At 57.5% G+C, this 26,917-nt stretch carries 18 protein-coding genes; 6 read left to right on the top strand and 12 right to left on the bottom strand.

Annotation, left to right across the window (positions count from 1 at the left end):
• Positions 1-252: 252 nt before the first annotated feature.
• Positions 253-3,267 carry a UPF0182 family protein gene (locus BMZ01_RS01430; RefSeq protein WP_092283646.1) on the bottom strand — a complete coding sequence of 1,005 codons (3,015 nt, stop codon included), beginning with the start codon at positions 3,265-3,267 and terminating at the stop codon, positions 253-255.
• Between the two features lie 252 nt (positions 3,268-3,519).
• Between BMZ01_RS01430 and BMZ01_RS01425 the strand changes: the two genes are divergently transcribed.
• Both BMZ01_RS01425 and BMZ01_RS01420 read left to right on the top strand, forming a co-directional pair.
• On the top strand, positions 3,520-4,008 hold the full coding sequence (locus tag BMZ01_RS01425) for a PPA1309 family protein (protein ID WP_092283776.1): 489 nt from the start codon (positions 3,520-3,522) through the stop codon (positions 4,006-4,008).
• Positions 4,009-4,219: 211 nt separating this feature from the next.
• Entirely contained in the window at positions 4,220-4,888 is a 669-nt protein-coding gene (locus BMZ01_RS01420; protein WP_092283644.1) for a hypothetical protein, read from the top strand.
• Here the strand turns inward: BMZ01_RS01420 and BMZ01_RS01415 are convergent.
• Positions 4,885-5,958: a YlbL family protein gene (locus BMZ01_RS01415; protein WP_092283642.1), complete on the bottom strand. Its 1,074-nt coding sequence runs from the start codon at positions 5,956-5,958 to the stop codon at positions 4,885-4,887. The genes BMZ01_RS01420 and BMZ01_RS01415 overlap by 4 nt on opposite strands.
• A gap of 116 nt (positions 5,959-6,074) precedes the next feature.
• Here BMZ01_RS01415 and BMZ01_RS01410 point away from each other — a divergent pair, with 116 nt between their 5' ends.
• A complete protein-coding gene (locus tag BMZ01_RS01410) occupies positions 6,075-7,535 on the top strand; it encodes a zinc-dependent metalloprotease (protein ID WP_092283640.1) in 1,461 nt (486 codons plus the stop codon).
• On the opposite strand, the gene BMZ01_RS01405 is transcribed toward BMZ01_RS01410, so the two are convergent.
• Positions 7,532-8,074, bottom strand: a complete 543-nt coding sequence (locus BMZ01_RS01405; protein ID WP_223845849.1) for a M48 family metallopeptidase — start codon at positions 8,072-8,074, stop codon at positions 7,532-7,534. The genes BMZ01_RS01410 and BMZ01_RS01405 overlap by 4 nt on opposite strands.
• 191 nt (positions 8,075-8,265) lie before the next feature.
• On the opposite strand from BMZ01_RS01405, the gene BMZ01_RS01400 reads away from it, so the two are divergent.
• Complete coding sequence (locus BMZ01_RS01400; protein WP_143067417.1) at positions 8,266-9,231, top strand: hypothetical protein; 966 nt, start codon at positions 8,266-8,268, stop codon at positions 9,229-9,231.
• Positions 9,232-9,244: 13 nt separating this feature from the next.
• Here the strand turns inward: BMZ01_RS01400 and BMZ01_RS01395 are convergent, their stop codons facing one another.
• The 8 genes from BMZ01_RS01395 to BMZ01_RS01360 all read right to left on the bottom strand — a co-directional run bounded on the left by BMZ01_RS01395 (position 9,245) and on the right by BMZ01_RS01360 (position 22,855).
• On the bottom strand, positions 9,245-11,296 hold the full coding sequence (locus tag BMZ01_RS01395) for an ATP-dependent DNA helicase UvrD2 (protein ID WP_092283636.1): 2,052 nt from the start codon (positions 11,294-11,296) through the stop codon (positions 9,245-9,247).
• Positions 11,297-12,247, bottom strand: a complete 951-nt coding sequence (locus tag BMZ01_RS01390; RefSeq protein WP_092283634.1) for an NAD(+) diphosphatase — start codon at positions 12,245-12,247, stop codon at positions 11,297-11,299.
• Positions 12,244-13,269, bottom strand: coding sequence for a potassium channel family protein (locus BMZ01_RS01385; RefSeq protein WP_395890686.1), 1,026 nt, complete (start codon positions 13,267-13,269; stop codon positions 12,244-12,246). The genes BMZ01_RS01390 and BMZ01_RS01385 overlap by 4 nt, the downstream gene beginning before the upstream one ends.
• A 345-nt stretch (positions 13,270-13,614) precedes the next feature.
• Positions 13,615-17,070, bottom strand: coding sequence for an ATP-dependent helicase (locus tag BMZ01_RS01380; RefSeq protein WP_092283630.1), 3,456 nt, complete (start codon positions 17,068-17,070; stop codon positions 13,615-13,617).
• Positions 17,071-17,245: 175 nt separating this feature from the next.
• Positions 17,246-20,563, bottom strand: a complete 3,318-nt coding sequence (locus tag BMZ01_RS01375) for an ATP-dependent DNA helicase (protein WP_092283628.1) — start codon at positions 20,561-20,563, stop codon at positions 17,246-17,248.
• A gap of 13 nt (positions 20,564-20,576) precedes the next feature.
• Positions 20,577-21,557: a TIGR02569 family protein gene (locus BMZ01_RS01370; RefSeq protein WP_177180006.1), complete on the bottom strand. Its 981-nt coding sequence runs from the start codon at positions 21,555-21,557 to the stop codon at positions 20,577-20,579.
• A 55-nt stretch (positions 21,558-21,612) separates the two neighbouring features.
• Positions 21,613-22,524: a DUF3152 domain-containing protein gene (locus tag BMZ01_RS01365; protein ID WP_223845853.1), complete on the bottom strand. Its 912-nt coding sequence runs from the start codon at positions 22,522-22,524 to the stop codon at positions 21,613-21,615.
• 103 nt (positions 22,525-22,627) lie between these two features.
• Positions 22,628-22,855: a DUF3107 domain-containing protein gene (locus tag BMZ01_RS01360; RefSeq protein WP_092283622.1), complete on the bottom strand. Its 228-nt coding sequence runs from the start codon at positions 22,853-22,855 to the stop codon at positions 22,628-22,630.
• A gap of 117 nt (positions 22,856-22,972) precedes the next feature.
• Between BMZ01_RS01360 and BMZ01_RS01355 the strand changes: the two genes are divergently transcribed.
• Both BMZ01_RS01355 and BMZ01_RS01350 read left to right on the top strand, forming a co-directional pair.
• Positions 22,973-24,328: a DEAD/DEAH box helicase gene (locus BMZ01_RS01355; protein ID WP_092283620.1), complete on the top strand. Its 1,356-nt coding sequence runs from the start codon at positions 22,973-22,975 to the stop codon at positions 24,326-24,328.
• A gap of 151 nt (positions 24,329-24,479) precedes the next feature.
• Positions 24,480-25,892, top strand: coding sequence for an Rv3212 family protein (locus BMZ01_RS01350; RefSeq protein ID WP_092283618.1), 1,413 nt, complete (start codon positions 24,480-24,482; stop codon positions 25,890-25,892).
• Here the strand turns inward: BMZ01_RS01350 and BMZ01_RS01345 are convergent.
• A complete protein-coding gene (locus BMZ01_RS01345) occupies positions 25,889-26,293 on the bottom strand; it encodes a hypothetical protein (protein WP_092283772.1) in 405 nt (134 codons plus the stop codon). The genes BMZ01_RS01350 and BMZ01_RS01345 overlap by 4 nt on opposite strands.
• Positions 26,294-26,917: the final 624 nt, after the last annotated feature.

Below are 26,917 nucleotides of genomic sequence, written 5' to 3'. Positions count from 1 at the left end.
ATTGGTGCGCGCTGACAAATCCCCAGCGCATAGGCCTACCCAACCGCTTCCTCACCCTCACTCTGAGATGTATCGCCAAGAAGCACATCGCAGCCCCGCCACCACCGCAGCTTCGCACCCCACCACAACCCCGCACCACCACTCCGCACCCCAGCCACAGCGAAAAGCCCGCGTGCACGCCTACCGCGGCGTAACACACGGGCCCTTCTTCACTAGCGCTTCACTAGCGCTTCGCTAGAGCCTCACATGGCCCTAGTTCTTCAGCTTGCGATAATCAGCAACCGCCTTATCGAGTTCATCCAGCGCCTTGCCGTATTCCTCGAAGTTGCCATTCTTGGCCCGATCTAGGCCATCGAGGGCATCATTGATGCGGCTAATCGCTTCTGCCTCATCACCCGGCGCGCCAGTAGCCGGCGGGGATACGGCAGAGGCCTTATCATCATCCTTCTCGGAATCCTTGGTGGCATCCTCACCCTCATCGCGATCCTTCATCGGATCCTTCGGGGTGGGATCATTATCGCCTTGGATCACATCAATCTCTTGGGCAGCAGCCGGGTCAATCCCCACTTGGCTTAAGGCCTCAGAGATAGTCGGCGCATAACCCACCTTGCCCTTGTAGCTCACGAGCACGCGCAGCAGCTTGGGGAAAGCAGATTCTTGGTTCTTGCGCTGGGAGTAGATCGGCTCCACATAAAGGATCTCACCGCCACCCACCGGCAGGGTCAGCAGGTTGCCATTGCGTAGGTCATTGGTGCCCTCCCACAGGGTGCGGTCACGCGCCACCTGGTCAGAGGACATCAAGGCATCCTGCGCCTGCTTCGGGCCCTGGGTTTGGGTCTTGGTGGGCAGAACGCGGACGGTGATCTTGCCGTAGTTATCCGGATCCGAGGACACCGTCATATGTGCGGCCAGGAATTCACGCTGCAAACCACGGAAGGGCGTAATCAGCTGGAAGCTGGGCTTCTTGGTTTCTGGGTCAGCGGCCACCACATAGTAGGGCGGCTGTGCCAGGTCCTTCTTGCCTTCCGGTTGGGTGGGGTCACCCGGAACCGACCAGAACGCATCATTGGTGAAGAAGGTGCGCGGATCATCCACGTGGTAGCGCGCCAAGAGCGAGCGCTGCACCTTGAAGAGGTCTTCTGGGTAGCGCAGGTGCTCGCGGAGTTCCGGCGAGATTTCGCTGGCTGGTTTCACGCTGCCCGGGAACACACCTTCCCAGGCTTTAAGTACCGGGTCTTCGGTATCAAACTCATAGAGCTCCACGGTGCCGTCATAGGCATCCACGGTGGCCTTCACGGAGTTGCGGATATAAGAGACCTCATTGGTGATCAGCCGCTGGGTGGTGCCATCGGGGTTGAGGGCATCTTCGGTGGCTTCCGTTAAGGAGGTGCGTTGCGCATAGGGCAGCGAATCTAAGGTGGTGTAGCCATCCACAATCCACTTCACGCGACCATCAATCACGGTGGGATAGGTCTTCGAGTCCGTGGTCAACCAGGGGGCTACCTTTTGGACGCGCTGGCGGGGGTCGCGGTCGAAGATGATCTTGGAGTCCCCACCGACGCGCTCAGAAAGGATCAGGTTCATTTCCTGATATTTCAGGGCGAAAGCTGCGCGGGTGAACCAATTGCCCACATCCACACCACCGGTGCCGGTGTAGGTGTAGCTGGTGTTTTCGGTGTCATATTCCACCGGTCCGGTTCCGGTATCGCCCACAATGGCATAGTCCGCACGGTCCGTGGAACTAGCAATCACCGGCCCGAAGTAGATGCGCGGTTGATCCACCACGATGCCTAATTCTTCGGCATCTTTCTTATTGGAGTCCGCATTATTCTTGGCATTGGATTGCAGGTCAGAAACCGTATACACCGGGAAGCCACCGCGGGTGGAGCCAGCATCGCGGGCCACCTCATCAACCTGGTTGGCTTGGGCGGCTACGAAGCCATTGCCGTGGGTGTACACGGTATGGCGGTTGATCCAGTCGCGCTGGTTGTCTTTCAGGCTATTGGGGTCCAACTCGCGGGCGGCCACCACATAGTCACGCAATTGCCCATCCACGGTGTAGCGGTCCACCGAAAGGGTCTTGGGGAAGCCATAGAAGTTTCGCAGCTGTTGCATCTGCGTGAAGGTGGGGGAAAGCACCTCGGGGTCCAGCAGACGGATATTCGATAAGGTGGCTTCCTCTTCGGAAACCTTCTCATCATCTACTTGCCCGGCACCCCATTCGCGTTCATAGGTGACCTTGTCATCGGTTAACCCATAGGCATAGCGGGTGGCTTCAATATTGCGCGCAATATATTCGGATTCTTTCACCGCACGGTTGGGCTTGACCCAGAAGTTCTCCATGGCGATCGGCCAGCCCGCCCCAATCACGGTGGCACTAAGCACCATCAGCACCGCCGCCAGGACGGGGATGCGCAGGTCTTTGAGCACAATCGCGGCGAAGAAAGCTACCGCCACAAAGGCCGCAATAATCATCAAAATAATGCGGGCCGGCAGGTAAGCATTGATATCGGTATAGGAACCACCGGTGAAGGTGTCGTGCTTATTATTCAGCAGCGCATAACGCCCCACCCAATAGCGGGCCACGGTCACCAGCATCCATAGGCCCGCCATTGCGGCGAGCTGCTTGCGGGCGGAAACACTGATATGTCCGCGCTGCCCCATCACGCGGTTACCTAGGCGAATGCTGCCTAAAAGGTAGTGCGCGATCAGGGAGATAATAAAGGACACACCCAGGATGAAGCTCAAGGCCACAATTGCGACCTGCGCCATGGGCAGCACGAAGGCGTAGAACCCATAGTCGCGGCCGAATTGTTGGTCCGCTACCCCAAAGCTTTGGCGGTTGAAGAAGAGTAAGACGGTTCGCCAATAGCCTTGGCCCATAATGCCGGCGAAGAACCCCACCGCCACTGGCACAATCAGCAGCAATCCATGTACGGATCGCTCCATCATCTTGCGGTATTCGTGGATGGGTGAATCAATGTCATGGTCCAGCTCGCGTGGGCGATTCCGCCAGGTAATAAACCCAGCGAACCACACCACCAGCGCCGCTAGCAGCCCGAAGGCGAAGAAGAGGGCGATGCGGGTGAGGATGACTTTGTTGAAGACTCCGCGATAATCCACCTCCCCGAACCACAACCAGTCGGTATATACGCCAACCAAAACGGGGCCGAGGATCACCAAAGCGGCGATGATCGCAATCAGCCAACTAATTGCTTTAGGTCGGCGTCGATATGCAGCAGGTGGCCGTGTCAGTCCGGACGCCACGTCAACTCCTTTAATTGTGCTTGGGATCCGCCCCGCTTATCACTCAAGCGCAGCGATCACATGCCTCAGAGGGTGAATGTGCAGTATTACTTAGTGCGATACCTGCGCACGCACTAAGCTACGTACCCTGCTAGCTTACGGATCCTTTGCCCCAGCGACTAGAAAGACCAACCGATGAGCCCTCACCAGCCCACGCACCCACACCCTGATTCTCCCCAAAAGGGCACCTCACACCCCGCTTTGAACCGTGCGATGTTAGAAGCGGTGGATTTTGTGCATGCCGAAGGTTGGGATGCGGAAGGCCCCAGTCTTTTCGCTTTAGTGCCCACTGCCCTACTCGCCCAGGAGCTCGCGCAACCCGATCCAGAACCCGATGATGCGCCTTTTACTTTGGTGCTCCAAGAGGATCTGCCCACCCATATCCGCGCAGGTTCCGATGAACTAGTGGACTATGTTGCCCGCGCCCTGTGGCCCCCGCAGGTAGCCGGCGCGATCCTGGCGCAGGAAATTATTTTCAAGGATGTCACCGATCCCACCCCACGCCCGGCGCGCTTATTTTCCGGGGTGCTGCGCGATGGCGCGGAGCTGACATTATTGCAGCTTCGCCCCACCGAGGAGGAGTTGGCTACCAGCCCCTTTGCTGAGGATGAGGTGGAGTTACGCGGCGGCCCGGGGGTGGCCCCTGGGGTTATTGAGGCGCTTTCTCATGGTCTGCACCAATCCTGGGAGGAGGAGCTTTAGCTTCCCCGAGATCGGCGGGCTGGGGTTCTGGCACATTCCCTATGGGGGTGTGCAGGGGTGCAGCTATGCCACACGCACATACTTGACGGTGGCGCGGACTAGAATGGTTGAACCAATAGTTGCTTAGACCCCTGCTAAGAAAATGGTGACCTTCCTCGTGCCTGCCTTATCACGCCGAACTTTAAGCCCCTCACCAGCACTATCACGTCTTATGGCGGGCTTATCCATCCTGGCTTTAGCAGGTACTTTAAGTGCCTGCGGGCAACTACGTGATCGTGACGAACCCCCGCCGGGGCGCTCCACTGGTGTGGCAGAGGCCTCCCCCAGCCCAACCTTAAGCAGCTCAGCAACCCCCAGCCCCACGAGCTCGGAGGAAAGCACCCCAGCTAGCAGCACCACCAGCACTACCGCTGCGGAATCGGATGTGCCTAGCACCAGCAACTCGAGTGCGGCGAAGGCTTTGCCGAAGGATGTCGAAAAGGTGGCGAAGTTATATAAGACAATTGCGCCGCGGGAGTTTTTTGAGGGCCTAGAAAGCTGCGGGTCTGGGGGTAAGAAGGATAGTTATTTGTGCTCGGGGCATGATGGGCAATTCCAATTTGATCATTCGGATTCCCGTGCTGCCTCGACAACTCAGGCGTTAACGGAATTGCGGAATTCGCGGGTGGTGGAGGATACCGGTTCGCGGATTGTGGGTTATTCCGCGATTGCATCCACCACGGTTATTACCGTGATTGATAATGATCGTGGCCTGATTATGCAGGAAATGTTGACTTCCGATAAAACCGACCCAGAAACCCGTATTCGGGATCTGGGCCTGGTCGAAGATGATGATGACACTCCGCGCACCAGCAGTAAATCTTTAGAGGAAGACTACTAATTCTTCGCCTGATCGCAGGTGCGCAGCTGCTCTTTATCGCCACGGTTATAGGCCTCAAGCTGGGAGATTGCATCTTCTAAGCTATCTACGGCGACGATCGTGAGATTATCGTGTTTGCGGCTTAAGGCCTCACCACAATTTAGCCGTGGGCTTAAGAATACTTCCGCACCAGCATCGCTGGCGGCCTGGATTTTATGCACAATGCCGCCGATGGGGCCAACGGTGCCATCCTCTTTAATGGTGCCGGTGCCGGCAACGAATTTCCCGCCATTAATTTCCCCGGGGCTGAGTTTATCCACCACCGCCAAGGAGAAAATAAGGCCGGCGGAAGGCCCACCAATGTCATCCAAGTTATATTCCACCTGAATGCCCTCAGCTGATTGGGCGCTCATCAAAATACCCAGCTGGGCTTTCCCGGCTTCTTGCTTGGACTGGCCAAGTTTTAGTTTATGCACCGCTTCTTCCCCGGAATCCTTACGCACCATAATGCTCACATCCTCGCCCGGGGCATGCGCGCGCACAGCGGTGCGCACCGTCATCGGATCAGCGACTTTGCGGCCATCAACAGCCACAATAATATCGCCAGGCGCTAAGACATCCTTCGCCGAAGAATCCGGCAGAATCTCTTCCACCCGCACATCAAAGGGGCGATTCAAATAGCGCAGGGCTGCTGCGGTCGCCGCGTTTTCTGAGGTGGAAAAGGCGATCTTATTATTTTCCTGCACCTGCTCTTCACTAAAACCAGGGGGGAAGATCTGCTCGATCGGCACAATGGTGTCCTTGGTGGCCACCCAGCGATAAAGGGTTTGGGCCAAAGACATATGCGTGCGTACCGCCACCGTGGTCATATTGAGGTTTCCGCTGGTGGGATCTAATTCTGCGCCTTGGATATCGATGACGGGTTTGCCCTCATAATCATCCAAGGTATTAAAGGTAGGCCCCGGACCTTCGGCTGCATAAGGCACAGTTAAATCAATATCGGTGCCCGGTACATGGTCCAAGCTAGCCAGCGTGCCCAAAGCGGCGATGGGCAATACGCCCCAAACGAAAGTGCGGAGTCGACGGTTCACGAAGACATAGACTACCTGGCCTCCGCTGACACGGGGCCGCTAGTCTCCTGCTTGTTCGCTGAGAGCATGTCTCATTTTCCACGCACCCACCAGGTTAGGGCGGTAGATTGGTGCGCATGAACACAGGTGGCTTTGGTTTTTCTTTTGGTAACGACGACGAGGACGATGAAGAGCGCCGCAAACGCGAAGAAGAACAGCGCAATAGCGGCTTCGGAAACTTCGGCATCTTCGGGATCCCCATTTTCGGGATGCCCGGTGGTGGCGACCCGAACCAACCCGGTGGCCCAGCTGGTGGCCCTGGGTTCGGGAACCTTAGCGATATGCTCGACCAATTCGGGCAAATGATGTCCGGTTTCGCCTCCGCTCAGTCTGAGGGTGAAGTGCTGGACATCGACCTAGTAGAACGCACCGCCTTGCAGCATGTGCGCGGGGAGCGCCCCGCCGAGGATCAGAATGCGGTACGCGAATCCATCCGCCTGGCGGAGCTTTGGTTAGACGATGCCACGATCTTGCCGGCAACCGGCGGGACGACCGTTTCTTGGAATGCGGCAACCTGGTTAAAAGAAACCATGCCGATGTGGCAGCGCCTGTTGAGCCCCGTGGCGGAACACACCGCCCAAGCGCAATTAGATGCCATGCCCGAACAAGCCCGCGAGATGATGGGGCCGATGGCGGGAATGTTTAATCGCATGAATGCCATGACCACCGCGGTGCGTAGTGGCCATGCGTTGGGTGAATTAGCGCAGGAAGTATTAACCGGCTCCGATTTTGGGTTACCGCTCAGTCCCGCCGGGGTGACCGCTATTTTGCCGCGGAATTTAAAGGCCATGTCTAAGGCATTAGATCTAGCCCCACAGGAGCTATTGGTCTATATCTGTGCCCGCGAGGTGGCCCGCCAGCGCCTCTTCCAGCACGTGCCCTGGTTGCGGGAATCTGTGGTTTCTGCGGTGGAGGAATACTCCGCCGGCATGGAGATAGATACCTCTGCTTTAGATGAAGCCATGCGCGATGTTGATTTCCAAGGTGGGGATCCCGAACGCATCCAAGAGGCCCTGCAGCGCCTGCAATCCGATGAGATTGCCCCGCGCCTGGTCTCTCGTAATGAGCAGGCCTCCTCCCGCCTAGAAACGCTGCTCGCCTTGATTGAAGGGTGGGTGGATCATGTGGTGGATAAAGCCCTAGGTGATCGCATTCCGGCTACCCCAGCGCTTTCTGAGGCGTGGCGTCGCCGCCGCGCTAGTGGCGGTTCTGCGGATAAGGCGCTATCGGCGATTGTAGGCATTGAGATTACCGCCCCGAAGGTTTCTGATGCGGCTGAACTCTGGCGGCGCGTGGATGTGGCCGTGGGGATGCAGCGCCGCGATGGGGTGTGGGATCACCCGGACTTCCTGCCAGTTGCTGCTGATTTGGAGAACTCCGCGGCCTTTATTGATCGCCTCTTAGGTGAAGATGATCTGCCGGACTTCGACCCCATTGCGGAGATCAATAAGCTCGAAGAGATGCTGCATAAGCAGGAACAAGAAGATAAGGATAAGGGCGAAGACGACTCCGAGGACCCCAAGGGCCCTGAGGACTAGGACTGCCCGAAGCGTTGGTAGGCCTCTAGGTAGCCGCGGGCACGCTCCGCGAAAGCCACCCGATCAGCCCAGGAATAAAACTCCTGGGAATGATTGGGGATGAAGGTGTGCACCAGCTCATGCACTAAAACGGCATCCAGCACATAATCCGGGACCAGCTGCAGGCGGTGGCTGACCCGGATTTCTGCGGTTGCGGTAGTACAAGAAGCCCAGCGTTTATTTTGATTAGTCACCCAGCGGATCACCCCAATGGTGGCGCGGTTTTCTAAATATTTCGCGTTCAACTCATGTGCGCGGGCCACGAGCTCAGCATCGCTGCGGTGCGCGCGGGCATAGGGAGAGCGTTTAAGGGCCCGGCGGCGTAAATCTTTAATCGCTTCGGCTTCTGCTTGGACGCTTAAGGTAGCGGGGATACGGATCTCTAAAACACCATCCACCCAGCGTGCGGCCATGGTGCGAGTGCGTTTGGGGGAACGAATCACCTTGATGGGGAAATCTTCTGGGCCGGCCGGGCCAACGATGGGGTGAGTGTTCGGCATACTCGCGTTCTTCTGGGGATCAGGCGTGGCATTCATTAATCCCTGGAGCCTAGTCCTATCTGTGCCTGCCTGCGGGGACCCCGATCTCGAGAAAGCTTCCTATGCTGGTCTAGCACGGGGCGCCTCTAGCGCATGCGGGAGAAATGTGGTGCAATATGGCTTAAGAATTTTTTGGGGGGAAGGAAAATTTTTTGGGGGTCTCATTTTCCGCGCCCGTGGATACGCGCGCGCTGGGTGCACTGCAGGCACAGGATTGGGTGTGTTTAGCGCCCGCCGCGGCCGTGTTGTTGCGTGATGAAGAGCATGTGCAATTTGGTTTAAATGCCCGCCAAGCTGGGATTATATATAGTCCGCGGGCTTCACAATTGGTGCAGATACTGTCGCAGAAAACCGCTGCGGGAGTTCCAGTACAGCACTTAGTGACGCACTTAGTAGAACATGTGGAGTTATCTGAGGAACGCGCGCTGGGGGTGATTGAGGAATTATTGCTTTATCGAGTGCTGCATAAACGCAGCGAGTACCAGAATGCGCGGGCTTATGTGGCACCAGATGAGCGGGCGGACTTAACGCTTTTGGGGCATGGGGAATTAGCGGAAGAACTCACCAGGCTATTTCTTGCCCATAATGTGGGAGTTCAACGGGTAGGGGATGATGGTTCGGAATTGCAATTTCTTTATGCCCGCACCATGGGGGTGGATCCGCGACCAATTGTGGTGGTGGATCGTGGGTCGCATACCCGGCTTTTTGCCCCAGCGCTTTCGGCGCGGACCTCGACGTGGATTCCGGTGAGTATTAGTGATGGGCGTGGGCAGATCGGTCCGCTGCATATTCGGGGTGCGGGGCCGTGCCCGCTATGTATGGATCTTTATGCTGCGGCGGCGGATCCTTGCCATTATCGGGTGTTAACGCAGCTCACGGGCACGCAATCGACCAGCCGCAACCCGGTGGCGGTAAGTGCCACGGCGGCACGCTGTGTGGGGGTGGTCTTGGATTTATTGCGGCCGCACCGCGATCCCCCACCGGGGGTGCAACCAGTGTGGCGGCCGCAGGCAGGCACCATGTTGAGCGTTGATGTGTTTGGGGAGCAGCCGGAAACGCGGCGGGAGTTTAGGCCGCATCCGCGTTGCCCGGTATGCCATGATGCGCGGCGGATCTAGAAGCACCGCTGAGTTAGCGGGAGAATCCGGCGATGGTGGCGAGAATATCTTCGCCGAATTGTTGGGCTTTGGCCGGACCAATGCCGCTAATGTCGAGGAGTTCTTCTGGGGTTTCGGGCATGGCTTCTGCCAGGGCCATTAAGGTGGCGTCGGTGAAGACAATGTAGGCCGGCACGCTGAGTTCTTTTGCGGTTTCAGAACGCCAGGCACGTAGGCCCTCGAAGACTGCCTCATCGGCATCAGAGGGACAACTCTCGCAGCGGCGGAGCACCTTCGCGGTGGGGGTTTCTAGGGGTGCGCCGCATACCCGGCAGCGTTTGGGGCGTACCGAGCGTGGTGGGACAGTGGCGGGGATGTCTTTTTCGGGGATGAAGCCATCGAGGAAGCGGGAGGGTTTGCGAGACGCGCGGCCGCCTTCTTGGCGGGCGGAAGCCCAGGAGCAGTGCAGGTGTTCGCGGGCGCGGGTAAGGCCCACGTAGAAAAGCCGGCGTTCCTCTTCGATCTGGTAGTCCCCGGCTTTAATGGCGTGGCTAATGGGCAAGGTGTTTTCGACCAAGCCAACTAAGAAAACCGCATCCCATTCCAAGCCCTTGGCGGCATGCAGGGAAGCCAGGGTCACCCCTTCGACGGTGGGTGGGTGTTTAGCTTCCATGCGGCGGTGGAGCTCGCGCATGACGCCTTCCAGATCAAGATCCGGGATGGCGTGCACGATTTCTTCTACCAGCTCGGCGAGTGCATTAAGCAGCTGCCAGCGTTCGCGGGCTTGGGCGCCTTCTGGTTCGCTGGGGGTAAGCCCTTGTTCCGCGAGGACAGCGCGGGTGACTTTAATGGGGTCATTGATAAGGTCCGAGCGTTGGCTCGCGCGCATGAGTTGGGTCATGGCTTGGCGGACCTCGGGGCGTTTGAAGAAGCCTTCGCCACCGCGAACCTGGTAGACAATGCCGGCATCGGAGAGTGCTTGTTCAAATACCGCGGATTGTGCATTAATGCGGTAGAGCACCGCGATTTCGCTGGCGGGAACACCCTCGTTGAGCAGGCTAAGGATTTTTCCGGCGACCTCGCGGGCTTCGCTGGGTTCATCGGCGTAGCCGGTGAAGGTGGGCTCAGGGCCATCGGGGCGCATGCCTTCAAGTTTGAGGCGGGTGCCCGCTACCCTTCCGGTGGCTTTGGCAATGACCTTATTGGCCAGCTCTGTGACTTGTGGGGTGGAGCGATAGTCGCGCTGGAGTTTCACCACCGTGGCATGTGGATAGGTGCGTGAGAAGTTCAGCAAATAGTCCGGGGTGGCGCCGGTAAAGGAGTAAATGGTTTGGTTGGCGTCGCCGACCACCGTAAGGTCATCGCGCTCCCCTAGCCAGGCTTCCAGGACGCGTTGTTGTAAGGGGGTGACGTCCTGGTATTCATCCACCACGAAGGTGCGGTATTGCTCGCGGAATTCTTCGGCTACTGCTGGGGAGTTTTCTAGTGCCCCGGCGGTGTGGACCAGTAGGTCATCGAAGTCGAGGAGGACACCTTCGGGCGAGATTTTGGCTTGCTCATAGCGGCGATAGCATTCCGCGATTTTCTCGGCATTAATCGGCGGGGTGCGATCAGTGTTTTTAATGGCTTCCGGGTATTTTTCAGGGGTGACTAGAGAGGCTTTGGCCCACTCAATTTCGGCTAAGATATCGCGCACCGATTCGGTGGAGGAATCCAGGCGCAGTGAACGTACCGCGCGGCCTACCAGCGGGAATTTATTATCAAGCAGTTTCCAAGGCAGGTCGCCGGCGATTTGGGGCCAGAAGTAGCTGAGTTGGCGGCGGGCGGCGGCGTGGAAGGTGCGGGCTTGGACCCCACCGATGCCCATGGTGTGCAGGCGGTGGCGCATCTCCCCGGCGGCGCGGGCAGTGAAGGTGACTGCTAGGACGCGGTTGGGGTTGGCTTGGCCTTGGTCAATAAGGTGTGCAATGCGGTAGGTAATCGTGCGAGTTTTGCCGGTGCCCGCGCCAGCAAGAATACAGACCGGGCCGCGCGGTGCGGTGGCTGCTACGCGTTGGTCATCATCAAGCTCGTTGAGGTTAATCATTTATCCTGTTGTCCCCTTCCCCCCGGTGGGTGTTGTTGTTGGTGGTGGTGCTGCGGTGCTGTGGTGCTGCGCGGTATGTGGTGCAGGATCAGCTGCGATGTGCGGCGCGAAAATCTCGCGGCCCTCGGCTAGGCCACCGAACCACCAACTATCAATAATGCGTCGGGCAATGGAGCCCTTGCCTGGTAAGGCTACCGAGGATAATTCTTGCCTGCTGAGCCAGCGGATTTCTGCCAGCTCCCCATCGCCTTCACCACGTGGTTGGGTATCGGTGACATGGCAATAAAACCCCATCATGATGGAACCACCAGGTGCCCAGGATTGGGAGCCTAGGTAGCGCACAATGCTGGCGTGGTAGGCGGTTTCTTCCGCGATTTCGCGGGTCATGGCGTCTTCGAGGTTTTCTCCGGGATCCACGTATCCTGCGATAAGCGAAAAGTAGTGGTTGCGGCCACGGTGCCGGTTGCGGGCTAACAGGATGCGCTTTTCGCTGGGGCATTCCACTAGCCCGATGACGGCTGGATCAATGCGCGGGAAGATCGGCTGCCCGGTGCCTTCTTGGCCGCGGGCAATAATGCCGGAGTCATCGAAGCTTAAAGATGAGCCATCGCGGGGATCGAAAAGAGTTGTTTCGCGGTGTTTGAGTAGCACCGCTGCTTTGGAGACCAAGGGGTGGCTGGCCCATTCTCTTAGCGTGCCGGTAGCCAGCAAGGGGTTGGTGCTTACTAGGTGCTCTAGGGTTCCTGGGGTGCTGCGCTGAGCGTAGAGGCCTGGCGCGAGCTTTACCTTTGGGCCGGTGGTGGCTGCTTTGGCCGGCACGTGGCTCAGCAGGAGTGGTTGGAGGTCCGCTAGATGGTAGGCGAAGCGGTCTTCGCTATCGAGCAGGAAGAAGCGTGGGGGGTTGTGTGGGTGCTCCTTGTCGGCAGAGAAGGGGGTGTTGCCGTGGGTCACGGACGCTTCACATCTTCGCGGAACACGCGGCGGATGTAGAGCAGGCGATCACCGGGTTCAACGGTTTCTGCTTCTGGGGAGTCGATGCGATAAAGCTCACCGGAGCGCACCACACCAAGCACAATATCGGCGAGGTGGCGGGGGTTAGCACCCACTTCATCTTCAGTGATGGCGCGCTCGGCCACGGAGAAGCCTTCATCTGGAGAGAGCAAGTCTTCCATCATCTCCACCACGGAGGGGGTGACGGTTGCCAGCCCAAGCATGCGTCCGGCGGTTTCGGAGGAGATGACTACTGAGTCCGCCCCGGATTGTTCCAGCAGGTGTTGGTTTTCTTGCTCACGCACGCTGGCGACAATCATTGCGCTGGGTGCAATTTCACGTACGGAGAGTGTGACCAGCACGGCGGTGTCGTCGAGGTTGGGGGCGACCACCACGGCGCGGGCGCGGTTCACGCCGGCGAGTTTGAGGACGTCGGCTTTGGTGGCGGAGCCGTAGACGGTGACGAGGCCTTGGTTTTCGGCGCGCGATAGGGCGGCGCGGTCGGTGTCGATGACCACGATTTGGTTGGGGGAAACACCGTCCGCAAGTAGTGCGGAGACTGCGGAACGGCCTTTGGTTCCATAGCCCACGACGATGGTGTGGTTGCGCACTCGTTTCCTCCAACTTTGGATTTGTAGCGATCGCCGGGATTCCTCGGTGAGCACCGATAAGGTGGTGCCGACTAGGAGGATAACGAAGGCGACGCGCATCGGGGTGATGACGATGATATTAATCAGTCGAGCTGATTGGGTAACCGGGGTGATATCACCGTAACCGGTGGTCGATAGTGACACCGTTGAGTAGTAGAAGGCATCAATGAAGGTGAGCTCTTCGGTGTAGCCGTCTTTATCTGAGTAGACAATGCAGGCCACAATGAAGAGCAAAACAACGGCGTAGACGCAGCGTTTGGCGATCAGCCACCAGGGGCTGAGCACCGGGCCAACGGGGATGCGGATAATGCCGGTGAGAGCATGGTCCGGCATTTTATTGAGTTCGCCGGTAGTACCGGGGAGTTTATCGCGCAGCCTCTTCGCCATCTTTTGCCCTTCACATGCGAGGTGTACGTGGATGTCTCGGTGTTATCCCGCGGGGGTGCGGTGTGTCTTATGCAGTTGCCCCACACCTGTTGACCTTAGCGCGAACGTGGTATCGCTCGGTGCTAAAAACAGGTGTGGTTTAAACACATGGACACCATGGCGATGAGTGTAGTGCCCGCGCTTCCCTACCCCATGGTTCTGGGGTGGGGATAAGGCAGGCACGGCTGTGCACCCCGCCCCGGGTTTTGTCTGCCATGGTGGCGGGGTGCACAGCTTCTCGCTCAACGCGAACTATTTGTTGTCTTCCGGTTCTGGGGTTTCCTCCTCTACCAGGGTGCGGGGTTTGCCGAGAACCGTGTTGTGGAGGAAGTCCACGAGGTCTTCCTTGGTGGGGACGTCATTCACATAGTGCGTGTAGTCCTTGGCCACATAGTGGAAGGCTGCGCGGATGGGGGCACCATCGTTGATCCATTCCTTCCACGCGGCGGCATAGACTGCCAGCTGGTATTCCGCGGCAGCCATTTGGGCGCCTTCGGGCACCCGGCCGGTCTTCCAGTCGAGGACGAGCCAGCCGCCGGTTTCTTCATCGCGGAAGATGGCGTCGATACGGCCACGCATCACATTGCGACCAATGCGGACTTCGAAGGGGTGCTCCACATACTCCGGGGTGCGCTGCGCCCAGGGGCTGGCCAAGTAGTTTTCCTTGAGCTGTTCGAGCTTCTCGGGTTCCATATCGCCTTCACCCATGCCGAGGATTTCATCCTCATCGAAAAGCGGGATGTCACCGGCGAAGCGTTGTTCTAGCCAGAGGTGGAAGGCGGTACCCCGCTTGGCGTAGCGGTTGGGCTTGAAGGGCACCGGACGGATCAGCCTACGGGTGAAGTCATCCGGGTTGGCCTTAAGTGCCACCATGTCGCTGGCGGTCAGTTCGTCGATGAGCGGAACTTCCAAGGTATCGCGCTGATTATTGAGGTGTTCCTCAATCAGGGCGTTGACTTCTTGTTCCCACAGGCCAGCTAGCTCACTGCTGTTGTCTGCTTCCGGAAGGTCCTTGGTGTTGGCGGATTCATCCAACATGCTGCGCACAGCTGCGGCGCCAGCGAGTACACCATCGGTGGGGTTCAGGCTGGGGAAGGTTCCATCGATGGCATAGCCTTCCGGCAATTGCAGGTCCGAGAATTTTTCCAGCTCTGTCCAGGTTGCGATGCACTCCGGGTGAGTTGATTCCACATAGTTCTTCAACTCTTCAAACGGGGAATAAACCGGAAGAAGGCCTTGGCTATCGGTTCCATAAATCGCGCCTTCCCGTAGAGAGGAACCGGTGAGAACTAAAGCTCGTTCCGTTCGGGTCATCGCGACATAAAAGAGTCGTTCTTCTTCCCGATTCTTGTGAGCGCGGAGCGCTGCAGAATACGCCTCCTTCGCCTTATTAAGATCAGCTGCTTTTACAACCCCGGTTAGATCTGGCGTCGGGTAATTCGGGATAGCAATTCCTACCCCTGTTGTCTTTTCCGCATCGCCCCGCAAATGCGCGGGAAGCAACGATGCGTTGGTGAGCCATTGAGAAGCTTTGTCCTTTGCCCAGACATTGTCGGAACAGTGCATCACTGCCACTGCATCCCACTCCAAGCCCTTGGCCTTATGCGCAGTGAGAATCTGCACACGGTTGGATTGCACGGAGACTTCGCCGGGCTCGAGCCCTTTATCGAAGGTTTCGGCGGCCCCAAAGAACCTGAGCAGTCCTCCTAAACTGGCTTGCTCCCCTAGTGCATCGGCACCATTGACATAGTTTTCGACTTCTTCCTGAAGACGATCCAGATGCGCGGTCCCACTACGGTCCTGCAGTCGTGCCTCAACTTCAGCACGTAGCCCAATCACCCGCTGAATCTCCATGAAAAGTTCAGGAAGTGGGCTATTGAGGCAATGGGTACGCAGGTATCGCAGCTCAGCGGAAAGTCGCTTGAGGCGCTCGTATCCTTCCTCGCTGTAATTGCTGGCCGGCCCCAGGTCCGCAATCGCATCTACTAGACGTGCGGAGTCAACAGCATCGATTGCGGTTGTTTCCGCAATAATTTCACGAAGCTTGTCCATGGCTGGACCTGAACCGACACTTGCTTCGACCGCATCCGTTTCGATTGTGGCGTCTTCCGACTTGGGCTGGCTTTGGCGGTTAAGGCTCTTAGCCCGCTTAGCCAGGGCCTTAATATCTGCCACACCGAGTCCCACATGGGGGCCGGCCAGGATCCTTAGTGCCGACGGATCGGCTGCGGGATTGACCAGCATCGTCGCCACGGCGACGACATCGGCCACCTCCGGAATATTGAGCAAGCCATTAAGGGATCCGGTTTCAAAGGGAATTCCCCTTTGTGCCAAAGCCACTTCGATCGGACGTGAATGACTGTTATTGCGAACCAAGATGGCCCCGGTGAATTTTTTACCTTGAGATTTCTTCTCTCGATAAAGGTCAGCCATATAATCCGCCACATACGCTATTTCCTGCTGAGGCGTGGGGAACCATGCCAAGTTCACGTCCCCTGGAGCTGCATCGGGCCGAGGTTCCAGCGGCTGCACCGGTCGCTCTGATCCTTCGACATTAAGTAGGTCATCAGAGACCATATTGGCCAACTGAAGGACGAGCTTGGGGTTACGCCAACTGCGAATGAGTTCTTTCTTCTCCGCAGGTTTCCCATCAACGGCGAAGTCATTTAAGAAGCACAGCAAGTTGTTGGCGGTGGCTCCACGCCAGCCGTAGATGGCTTGCATCGGGTCGCCGACCGCGGTGATCGTGGTAGGGGTGTCGGCATCGGAGTCTTTACCAGCAAAAAGCTTAGATAGGAGAATGCGCTGACTATGGCTGGTGTCTTGATATTCGTCTAGCATGACGACTTTGAAGCGATTGCGCTCGCCTTTACGTACCACTGGGTATTGCTGTGCAAGGCGGGCCGCTGCAGACATTTGCCGCCCAAAGGTAGTCAGGTGGCGGGCATCCATCTCGGCCCACAAGCGTTCCACCAAGTTGATTAGTTCTTCGCGCTGCGTGGTCGCTTTAACCGCACCTCGGATTGCAGGATTAGTTAACTCGCCATTATGTGCTGCAATCACACCGTCGAGGAACTTTTGGAAATCCGCGTTAGCGCCGCGTAAGTCTTCTATGGAAACCAGATGACTATCCATCTCAACGGATAGGTCATAGACCCGCTCCAACCAGGTTTTCCGTGAATTATCGTCGGTCAACGTATGCGGGTAGTCGCTGAGGACACGGTCAATGAGTTGGTAATACTCGGTCTTCTGAATCATCCGGGCGGAGGGTTCCACTGGAAGCAATAGACCATACTCACGCACCAAATGTCCTGCGTAGGCATCATAAGTGAGGACCGTCGGGCTCTCGGACTCCACCAGAGTCTGTAGTTCACCAGAAGGATCTAAATCCCTAATCAGTGGTGTCCCGGCTAGCGTACGCAGGCGCGCACGGATACGGCTTGCGAGTTGTTGCGCTGCTTTGCGGGTGAAGGTTAAGCCCAACACCTCACTAGGCCTGCAGAAACCATTAGCGACCAGCCACACCACACGAGCCGCCATGGTTTCTGTTTTGCCGGCACCCGCGCCAGCAACCACTAGCAGCGGCCCCTGGGGGGATTCGATGATCGCAGCTTGTTCCTCCGTGGGAGCAAATTGCTGAAGTGCTTCAGCTAGCTCCCGCGCACTATATTTCGCGGTGGGCTGTTGAACGTCGTCTGTGGTGCTCATTGTCTTGCCTATTCTCTTGGTTCCTATGTGTGTCAAAGCCGGTCATGTGCTTGGGATCCCAATTCGAGAGTTGTGGGTGATACCCGTGGAGCCCGGGGTGTGTATTCGCCCCTGGCTCGGCTGTATCCTCGCCAATCAGTTGTTCTTGAAGGAATCCTGCGGCTGCTGTGCTTGGTTAGTCGGTCGTGCCTGCATTCGACTCTTCCTGGATAAGAAGACGGTCGAGGAAGGAAAGATCTTGGTTTTGGATCTTCTGGTCGCAGGCATAGCTACCGCCTGAGCCGACCGGGCTGATATCCCGGATCTTCGAGAATTTACAGTGATCACCATGGCTCGCCCGCAGTACTGGGCCTAGGCTTTCCTCGCCAAGACGTTGGAGTTTGAGCGCAAACTCTTCCAGAGCAGCTTCCGCCATTGCGAATTGCTTCCTCTCTTTTGGCAGATTGGCGTTAGTCGCATCCGCCGGGTACACCAAGCGCGCACTATCCAGAGTCTCTTCCCAGAGGTTCTGGGTACCCGGATCTGTTCCCTCTGCTTGCAATTCTTGGAAGAGCGCGAATTGGTAGCATTCGAGCTGCTTATTATCTTGCGCTTCGGCAACGGTAACAGCCGTTTTGCTGCTCTTGAAGTCGATAATGCGCAGCTTTTGATTTTCGAGTAAACGGTCTACTCGGTCGATCCGTCCGCGTAGACCAACCTGCACGTCACTATCTTCCGGCTTGGGCAACAACACCTCAAAGCTTTTCTCGGCAGCAACCAGTTCGGAAGCAGCTTTTGGTTTTTCATTATCCAACCAGTTGTTCACGGCATTGAGAACCTTCTCGAAGGTGGCGATCATCGAGGCGTGCATACTTTCTGGCTCTCGAAGGCTGTCGGCATAAGCATCCACCGTCAGCTTCGCGGCTTCCTCGCGTGGCGCGCCTTGAGAAACTGCTTCAGCATAAGCGTGAACCAAAATGCCCCGCGTCAATTGGAGCGGAGTTTCCTCATCTTCGATGAGTCGGCCAAGTACCGCGCACATCGGGCATCCATCGAGGTTCTCCACCTGCGAAGGCGAGAGCCACACTACGTCACCGTGTTCCAGCGGTTCATTAGTGGAGGGCTCGGTCGTTGCCCACCAATCATCCGGGTGTGCACCATAGATGCCGGCCTCGGCAAGACGTGCAAGCTGACGGGCAGCTTGCTGACGCGTCGCTTCGGAGATCATGCTGTTCTCAGAGCACAGCACGCTGCGCAGCTCACCGATAAGCGAAGGCACCGACATATGCCTTAACCAGGCTTGTCCACCAGTGGGGCTAGCGTTATCCAAAGGAGTTTCAGTGGCGCCTAGTACCTGGGTAGATACCTGCGCGGGCTCCTCGATCGAATACTCCTTACACAGTTCATCCAAGAAGCGTGAGGGCTCTTGAAGATCCTCATCCGCACCTTCGGTTACCGCGGTGACCAGCAACTGGTCGGTGGCGCGGTGGCACGCCAACTTAAACAGGCGGCGTTCTTCCGCAAGCTGTTCGCTGGCTTGAGAAATGGGGATAGAAGGATCAATGCCTTCATCGAGCAGGTCGATGAATTTATCTTGTTCAAACAGCGAACCGGTAGCACCCATCTGCGGCCAGATTCCTTCTTGCACACCGCACACAATCACGCTGTGCCATTGACGCCCAACCGCGCTATGCGCCTTCACCAAGGTCACCGCATCGCGCTCCACGGCGCGGCGCTCACGCACACCGGTGGCGAGTTCTTGCTCCATAATGTGACGAACAAAAGCCTCGATGGTGGCGTTGGGACGGCGTTCCACGAATTCACCGGCGGCATCGAACAGCGCCATCATGGCATCAAGATCCATATCGGCTTGGGCACCTGCTGCCCCGCCGCGTAAGGATTCAGCTAAGAGCCGGTGGCTCAGACCAGTGGCATCCCATAGCGCCCAGAGCACATCTTCTAGGCTGCCGTTATTGCTATGAGCCTTATAGGCAGCAGCCATTACCCGGCGCATGCGCTCAAGGATCTGCTTCTCTCGCGAATTGAGGGTGCGCTCGATTTCAGCTTCTTCTTCAGCCACCTCAGCACGCCGCGGATCCACCAGGTCCTGGAGGAACTTAATGGCCGGACGCTGGCCACCCAAATGGATCTCACATAGACGTAGGCGGCGCAGCAAACGCTTCAGCATCACCGGGTCACTGCCGCCAATTGGGCCAACCATCAGCCGCTCAAACTCATGGTCGCTGAGCTCGCGATAGAGTGCCTGCAAACCAAAGAGAATGCCGGTAACAATGGTGTATTCAGAAAGCACAATGGCGCTGCCACCTAGGTGCATGGGGATATCCGCTGCTGCTAGGACCCGCTTGAGCCCACGTAGTTGGGAATCATTGCGGGTGATCACCGCAATATCCTTCCACGGCACATCTTGAAGCAGGTGTGCGCGCCGGATCGCATCCGCAACAAACACCATCTCCGAGTTAGCACCATCCACAGTTGCTACTCGCACGCTGGGGTTACGGTGGCTAGTCCCAAGATCAATGTCCTTATCCACCGCGGTCTTAAGCAAGAAGTCCGGGTTCGCGCCACGGAAGCGGAACACGCTTTGCTCTTCATCCCCAGCAATAACCACCAGCTGGGTAGCCGGCATCAACAGCTGCAAAAGTTCCGCAGAGGTCGGATCCAGGTTCTGCGCATCATCAATGAGCAGGGTATGAAGTTTCGGATCATCCTCGGCCTGGTCGAAAATCGCCAAGGCAGCATTAAGCAGCTCCGGGGCGGAAAGGTTACGCGGCCCCGCAAGCGCCTGGGTTTTTTCATACTCATCCAAGAAATACCCAGCAGCCGTCCAAATGGGGCGCTGATAAGTCTTCCCTAATTCCTGCAGGCGCTGCGGCGTCAGCCCGCGCTCAATGGCGCGTAATAGGAAGTCACGCAATTGGCGAGCAAACCCCAACATCTTCAGCGCCGGGCGATACTCTTCTGGCCAATATTCCCCGCCGCGATCCGCATCGCCTTCGAGAAGTTCGCGAATAACTTGATCTTGTTCCGCACCGGTAATTAAGCGCACTTCCCCAAGGGTGGCTTCCTCACCATTTTTGCTTTGCTCATGGCGCAGCCGCGCTGCGGCCTTATGCAAAAGACCAAACGCCAGGGAGTGCACCGAGCGCACCATCGCACCATCGCTGACAAAAGAGGTGCCCTCAGGATCTTCCGCCCTTAACTCTTCGACTAATTGTCGGCGAACCCGAATAGCGGTGTCCTTGGAGGGGGAGATAATGAGCAGTCCGGAACCCGGGAGTCCTTGCTTGAGGCGAGCAATCGCGGTTTCCACCAACAAAGAGGTTTTGCCGCTACCGGCAACCCCTCGTACGCGATAGGTGCCGCTGGCACCTTCGGCCATTAACGCCTGGGCGTCTTCGCCCCACTGGCGCTCTGGTTGCGTGATGTCCGCTTCGGTGAGAACCACCTGCGGGGTTTCTGGTTGTGCGAATCGAGAGGTCTTCTGCTTATCCATGCCTAACAGTATGTCAGACAGTACGGGTCACAATCGCCTCTCTAACCCGCTCAATATTCGAACGGAACTCCTTTTTCCCTACTATCGGGGTAGCTACTCTAGCTGCGTTAATTAATTCCTCAGCCTTTTCATATCGTTCGAACACGCTACTATCACCGGCGCTGATCACCCGAAGCTCCGCATCCAAAATAATGCGGTACCGCAACCCCAAAAGCATCAGGGTCCGCAGGTGCGGAATCTCATCCACATAGCGGTCAATAATGTCCTCATCAACAAAGCCCCCAAGCAACCCATCCACCATCGCCAAAGCCGCGGTATACCCACGTGGGCGGGCCGTGGCCACCACATCGGTAAGCACCGGAGGATTGGCGCCAGAATAAATCGTGGTCCCCAACATGTCAGCGTGACATAGCTGCGCTGCCGCCGGAATCGCAGTCAGCGCACGGTGCACTGCCACATCATCTTGGGGATGCAACGTCGTTTGAGCAGCCAGGCGGTCCGCACGACTATAAGGGTCAGTGCATTCCTCCGGCGCTAATAGTGCATGTTCTGGAATGGAATGCCCCGCAAGCACAGAATCCAGGCGCAAAGCCGCAGCCACGGTTTCATCAACCCGGCGGCTTACCACCCCCTGCACCCAAGAATCAGCACGCCACCCAGCCACCACGAAACGGCCATCCGTGGAATATATCGGGCGCGCTACCCGCAGCCCCGGCACCTTCAATCGGGTGCGGATCCGTGCCGACCACGCTGCGGCAACCGGCGATAACACTCGGGAGTAGGCGACTGCCCCAATCCGCCAGCCATTGGCCCACGCGGCATCCAGGGCATCGGTCACCGGCGCAGCACTGCTAGCACCATGACCATCTTCTAGCCATAGTGCTTGATAGATCTGCTCCGGCACCTCGGTGTCAAAAGCCAATGCGGGCGAAGCGGCCTCATGGTGCTTCTCAGCCGTCTCGGCGCGCTCAGCTGGCGTGCTGCACTCTTCCATACCTCTGAACGCTACCGTGTCCTCCCCCTTCCCGGCGCGCAGCACACGGACACACCTAGCGCTTTTTCTCCCCCGGCTTCGCCGCCGCGGGGTTCGGATAGGGCCACGGGTTCGCCTTACAGGTGGCATTATCATCCGGATACACCTCGCGCGGATCAATACGATGCAACTCCGAATTATTCAAACTCAGGGATTGCTGCATCATCACCGGCGCTAATTGCCCATCCCCACCACAGGCCTCATGCAGGGCATACCCAATGCCATGGCCCACCTCATGATTCACCAGGTATTGGCGATACGACCCCAGATCCCCCTGGAAGGTCACCGCCCCTCGTACCCAGCGCGAATGATTCAACACCACGCGGGTTCCTTCGATGTGGTGACAGCTGGTTTCCATTCCCAGTTCATTGCCGCACAGCTTATGAGTGGTATCCAAAGAGCTCAGCTGAATCCGCATATTCGGATTATCATTCGCCGCCACATGCTCAAATCGGAAACGCGGATCCGCGGTCCACCCCTTCGGGTCCGTCAGCGTCGCATCAATCATCGCGGCAAAGGCATCATCGCCACCAATACTGGCCGTATCCACTCCATTTTCGATCTCCACGGCGTAGCGCACCACCCGTTCCTTACCTTCCCCGGCAGCCACCCCAGGCCGTCCCACTTCACGGTAGGTGCCATCGCCGTGTTGGGCATAGTCACCGCCTGGTGGCAATTCATTTAGGGGGATGTCCAGCGGGGCAAAGGTTGCTGGGTCCGGTCCGGCGGTTTCGGTGGTGTCGCTTTGGGCTTTGCCCGAGATCGTGGGGTTGCTGCTGATAACTACGGTGCTGCTAGAGCTCGTGGCTGAGGTGGAGCTCTCCCCCACGCTGGGGACCACCAAGTCCATAATGACCCACCCGGTAATCACGATGAGTACCGGAATGGCATAGGCGCGCCAGCCATAATCGCGGGCGAAGCGCACCAACGCAGGTTCGTGTTTGCGTTGGTGTGGTTCTTGCTTTGGGGGCTGCTGGTGGCGATGAGGGTGTCGGCCGCGCTGGTGGTCCTCGGACATATTGCTAATGAGTTTAGATGCCGGCGAAGCCCACGGGGCGGGCTTGGCCTTTACCTAGCTCTACATAGGCGATGCGTTCATTGCGGATAATGAAACGGTGGCCTTTGGTGTCCTGAAGGTCCAAGGTGCCCTGGGTTTGGCTGAGCGCATCGTGGATACGGCCAGCCAGATCTTCTTGGCTGCCTTCCATGGTGATGCTCAATTCCCGGGGTGAATCGACGAATCCGATTTTGATCTCCACGAAGTTGCCTGCTTTCTGTCTTTGACTTCTTTATGAGGTCTACACATTACCCCCGGGGTATCTGGCCGCGCGGGGGTACGGCCCCCATCATAGACCGCTGTCCGTAGTATCTAAGGTGTGTCTGCAAAGAGCCCGAATCCCTCCTTCGCCGAGTTAGGGGTTGCGGTAGAGATTACCGACGCCCTTAGCCAAGTCGGCATCACGCGCACCTTCGCCATCCAAGAGCTCACTTTGCCGCTCGCATTAGATGGCACCGACCTCATTGGCCAGGCCCGAACCGGCATGGGCAAAACCCTTGGTTTCGGGGTGCCGCTTTTAGATCGAGTCTTTGACTCCGCAGATGTTGCCGAACTCGACGGCACCCCGCGGGCCCTGGTGGTTGTGCCCACCCGCGAACTCGCGGTGCAGGTGGGCGAAGACCTCAAAGTAGCGGCCAAGAACCTGCCGGTCCGCATCCTCACCATCTATGGTGGCCGCCCCTATGAGGAGCAAACTGATGCCCTCGAAGCCGGCGTGGATGTCATTGTGGGCACCCCTGGGCGTCTCATCGACCTGCATCAGCGTGGCGCTTTGCAGCTGGGCCAGGTGGCAGTCCTCGTGCTTGATGAAGCCGATGAAATGCTCGACCTTGGTTTCCTCCCGGATATTGAGAAGATCCTCACGGCCTTGACGCATAAGCACCAAACCATGCTCTTCTCCGCCACCATGCCGGGGCCGATTATTGCCTTAGCCCGCACCTTCATGGATCGCCCGGTGCATATCCGTGCCGAAGCAGAAGATGCCCAACAAACCCATGCATCCACCAAGCAGGTGGTATTCCAGGCACACCGCATGGACAAGGCCGCTATTACCGCCCGCATCCTGCAATCCCGTGGCCGTGGTCGCACCCTCATTTTCGTGCGCACGAAGCGCACCGCTGCTGAAGTGGCCGAGGATCTCGCTGGCCGCGGTTTCACCGTGGGTTCGGTACATGGCGATATGGGGCAGCCGGCCCGCGAGCGCTCTTTGAATGCGTTCCGCGATGGCACCATCGAAATTCTGGTTGCTACCGATGTGGCTGCCCGCGGCATTGATGTTGATGAAGTCACCCACGTCATCAACTACCAAACCCCGGATGATCCCATGACCTATGTGCACCGCATTGGTCGTACTGGTCGTGCTGGGCATTCCGGTATCGCCGTCACCCTGGTTGGCTATGACGAGTTAGCAAAATGGAAGCTCATCGATTCGGAGCTAGATCTTAAGCAGCCGGATCCGGAGCAATGGTTCTCTACCTCCCCAGAGCTTTTTGATGCCCTTGATATCCCCGAAGGCGCAGATGACTATGTTGGCCCACCACGGAAAGTTTTTGGTGGCCCATCCATCCTGAAGCAACGTCCGCGCAGCGGCGGACGTGGTGCAGCGCGGGGTGCGTCTCGCGGTGCCTCTCGTGGTGCTGCGAAGCGCGGCGGAAGCGCTCATCGGCGCCGCTAGGTGCACTACCCAAGCAGTAACTGCGCTTAGGTTAGACTTTTGTGCGCAGAAGCTTGACGCACTTAGAGTTGTATTTTCACCCACCGCATCCTGATAGTTCCTCCCAGAAAGGGCAAGCTCGGTGAGTTCCTCCGCATCTCGGAAAGCACCCATGAGGCATATTCCGGCCCCTATTTTGCGCCGGACCCGCGGTGACCTAGTGGCGACCGCCCTGATCTCCGCAGTCGCCCTCTTCGGGGTCGGGACAGTGTGGGCAACCTCCGATACGCACCAAGCTCACTTGGATAACTCCGAGGTTGGTGAGCTGCCCAAGCAATACGGCCCACCGGTGAGCATCCCCCAAAAGCTCCGCGAAATCTGGGAAGCCGAAACCGCTGCCCTTCCCGGGGTTGTCGCACCAGTGACCTTGCGGGACCAGACGTTGATTGTGAATAACTCCGAAGATGGTTCATCCATTATCCGCGGGGTAGATAGCAATGGTAAGCAACTCTGGAGCTATGAGCGTTCGCGCCCGGTGTGTTCCTTGACTAAAGCCTGGGACAAGTTTGTGGTGACCTATCGTGGCCCGCATGGGTGTGGGGATGTCTTAAGCTTCACTCCTGAAGGCAAATATGCCTATTCGCGTTCCGCGATTGCCCCGGAGATTGTGGCACCACTGTCCTCGAATGATCGAGCGGGAATTGGCAGCCCTGGACGAGTGGCCCTATGGCGTTCAGATTTGGTACGCACCGTGGAATACGGCCGGGTGGAGGCACCTCAGGAATCTTCGATGCAGCCCGCCCCCACCTGCATTCCGAATTCTGCGCTCACCCGCAAGGATCTGCTGGCTTTAACGGAGACCTGTGCAGATGGGTCGGTGTGGTTGCGGCTGAATAAAACCACCCCTGAGGATTCCCGTAAGCCAGAGCTTATTGGCCAGGTGGAATTAAAGAAGGCTAACGAGGAGCCAGCACCGCAGGGCCAGGAAACCGCTGCGCGTCGTAGCGATGATCCTTATTTGGTGGCCATTAATGCTGAAGGGGTAGCTGTGATGTTCCCGAAGGGGCGTCATGCGAAAAGCCCGCAGCCGCTAACGATTAGCTATAACGACAAGGGCCAGGAACTGTCCCACAAGGTGCTTAAAGATGCTGTGCCAGCACCACCAGAGATCCGCGCTGAGGTTGCTCATCCTAAGGCATTTAGGGGCCATGGGGATCAGCATCTGCCCTTTGGGCAGGCCAGCTTTGTTCATCCCGTGACCGCGGACCTGGCGCACCATATGACGTGGTGGGATGGGCACGCCCTGCACTTCTTTAAACCCGGGAAACTGGAAGCCGATTATGTGCTTGACAATGTGATCGGCACCGGGGTGAGCCTGTCTCGCGAAGAAAATAACCCAGGGTTGTCTCGGATGATTATGCCGACTGCTGAGGGGTTAGCCATCCTGGATGAAAAAGACGGGAAAGTTATAAGCACCATCGCGCTAGATCGCGGTGGGTGGACCGGCGATGTTCATCTGAGTTGGGCGAATGGCCGCCTTATTGAGCAACGCGGCACCACCGTGGTGGCTTTGGGTGCGGCCTAGTAGTGGTCGGCGACCCATGCGATAGCGCGGGGGTTGAAGAGGAAGATTAAGCCCAAAAGTGAGCTAAGTCCGGTGGCTACCGCTAGTGGGATGGCCCCGCCCTGGAACATGAACCAGGAGATCAGCAGCAGAATCATTTGGAGCATCGCTACTGGGCCTCTGCCCCACTTGCGGCCGCGCATCATATTAATGGCGGCGAGGATGACGGCACCGAAAATAATGATGAAGAAAAGGGCGGTGCCATAACCTACCCAACCGATATTGGAGTTTTCCGCATCGGCTACCAAGGAGGGGTCATGTTTGCCTTGGAGTTGGCGGATAATCAACAACACGGCGTAGCCGAGTCCGATGACGGATTGGATGATGGCAATGATTCCGGCCCAGCGGATGGAGGCGGGCATGAGGTTATCGACATCGGGGGCGCTAGTTCTGGGTTGGTGTTCTTGGCTCACGCTGACTAAGTCTAACCTTTCTTGGTTGGCTCCCCTGTTAGGGGCAAGGTTCGATTGTTAATTTGACCTAACTACTTAGGTCACACTCACTTCCTTTGGATCGTTTGCGCTGTTCACATGCCACGCGAGCCACAAAGAGTCACAGCCCTTAGGGCAATAAATCATCCGAAAGTATGAGAGATTCAGTCTAGAATATGTGAGTTCTCACACACTTAGGGGTTAAACCCTAGATATTGCTTCTCTAACGTGTCATGATGCCCAAGTACCCCGGGATGAGCGCCGCGGTGAAAACCATGCCCTCATTCCCCGTGTGTGCTTTCCTTCCGGAGCCCTTAGCGCAGCAATGAGTTGAGGCAGGTGCTCGGGATCTAAGGGAGTTCTGCTCCCTTATGCAACATTGAGGATTTTTCTCAGATTGTGTTGCCACCCCGCCGACAACTGCTTTGCCCCTGAACTATGCACTACCCCCGCGCGTCCTACGTGCTTAGCCCACGTCGACGCGTGAGCAGCGTGCGCTGAAGGAAAACACACCGAAACCCCGAGCACTTATCTAAGTTCAAAATTTTTATACCG

The sequence above is a fragment of the Corynebacterium spheniscorum genome (assembly GCF_900113445.1).
Lineage (GTDB): Bacteria > Actinomycetota > Actinomycetes > Mycobacteriales > Mycobacteriaceae > Corynebacterium > Corynebacterium spheniscorum.
This window is presented reverse-complemented; position numbering and strand designations above follow the sequence as displayed.

Excerpts from the sequence above, each read along its gene's own strand:
- BMZ01_RS01425 (WP_092283776.1), top strand. The coding sequence starts at position 3,520 with ATGTTAGAAGCGGTGGATTTTGTGCATGCCGAAGGTTGGGATGCGGAA.
- BMZ01_RS01420 (WP_092283644.1), top strand. The coding sequence starts at position 4,220 with ATGGCGGGCTTATCCATCCTGGCTTTAGCAGGTACTTTAAGTGCCTGC.
- BMZ01_RS01410 (WP_092283640.1), top strand. The coding sequence starts at position 6,075 with ATGAACACAGGTGGCTTTGGTTTTTCTTTTGGTAACGACGACGAGGAC.
- BMZ01_RS01405 (WP_223845849.1), bottom strand. The coding sequence starts at position 8,074 with ATGCCGAACACTCACCCCATCGTTGGCCCGGCCGGCCCAGAAGATTTC.
- BMZ01_RS01395 (WP_092283636.1), bottom strand. The coding sequence starts at position 11,296 with ATGATTAACCTCAACGAGCTTGATGATGACCAACGCGTAGCAGCCACC.
- BMZ01_RS01385 (WP_395890686.1), bottom strand. The coding sequence starts at position 13,269 with ATGCCGGACCATGCTCTCACCGGCATTATCCGCATCCCCGTTGGCCCG.
- BMZ01_RS01380 (WP_092283630.1), bottom strand. The coding sequence starts at position 17,070 with ATGAGCACCACAGACGACGTTCAACAGCCCACCGCGAAATATAGTGCG.
- BMZ01_RS01375 (WP_092283628.1), bottom strand. The coding sequence starts at position 20,563 with ATGGATAAGCAGAAGACCTCTCGATTCGCACAACCAGAAACCCCGCAG.
- BMZ01_RS01370 (WP_177180006.1), bottom strand. The coding sequence starts at position 21,557 with ATGGAAGAGTGCAGCACGCCAGCTGAGCGCGCCGAGACGGCTGAGAAG.
- BMZ01_RS01350 (WP_092283618.1), top strand. The coding sequence starts at position 24,480 with ATGAGGCATATTCCGGCCCCTATTTTGCGCCGGACCCGCGGTGACCTA.
- BMZ01_RS01345 (WP_092283772.1), bottom strand. The coding sequence starts at position 26,293 with ATGCCCGCCTCCATCCGCTGGGCCGGAATCATTGCCATCATCCAATCC.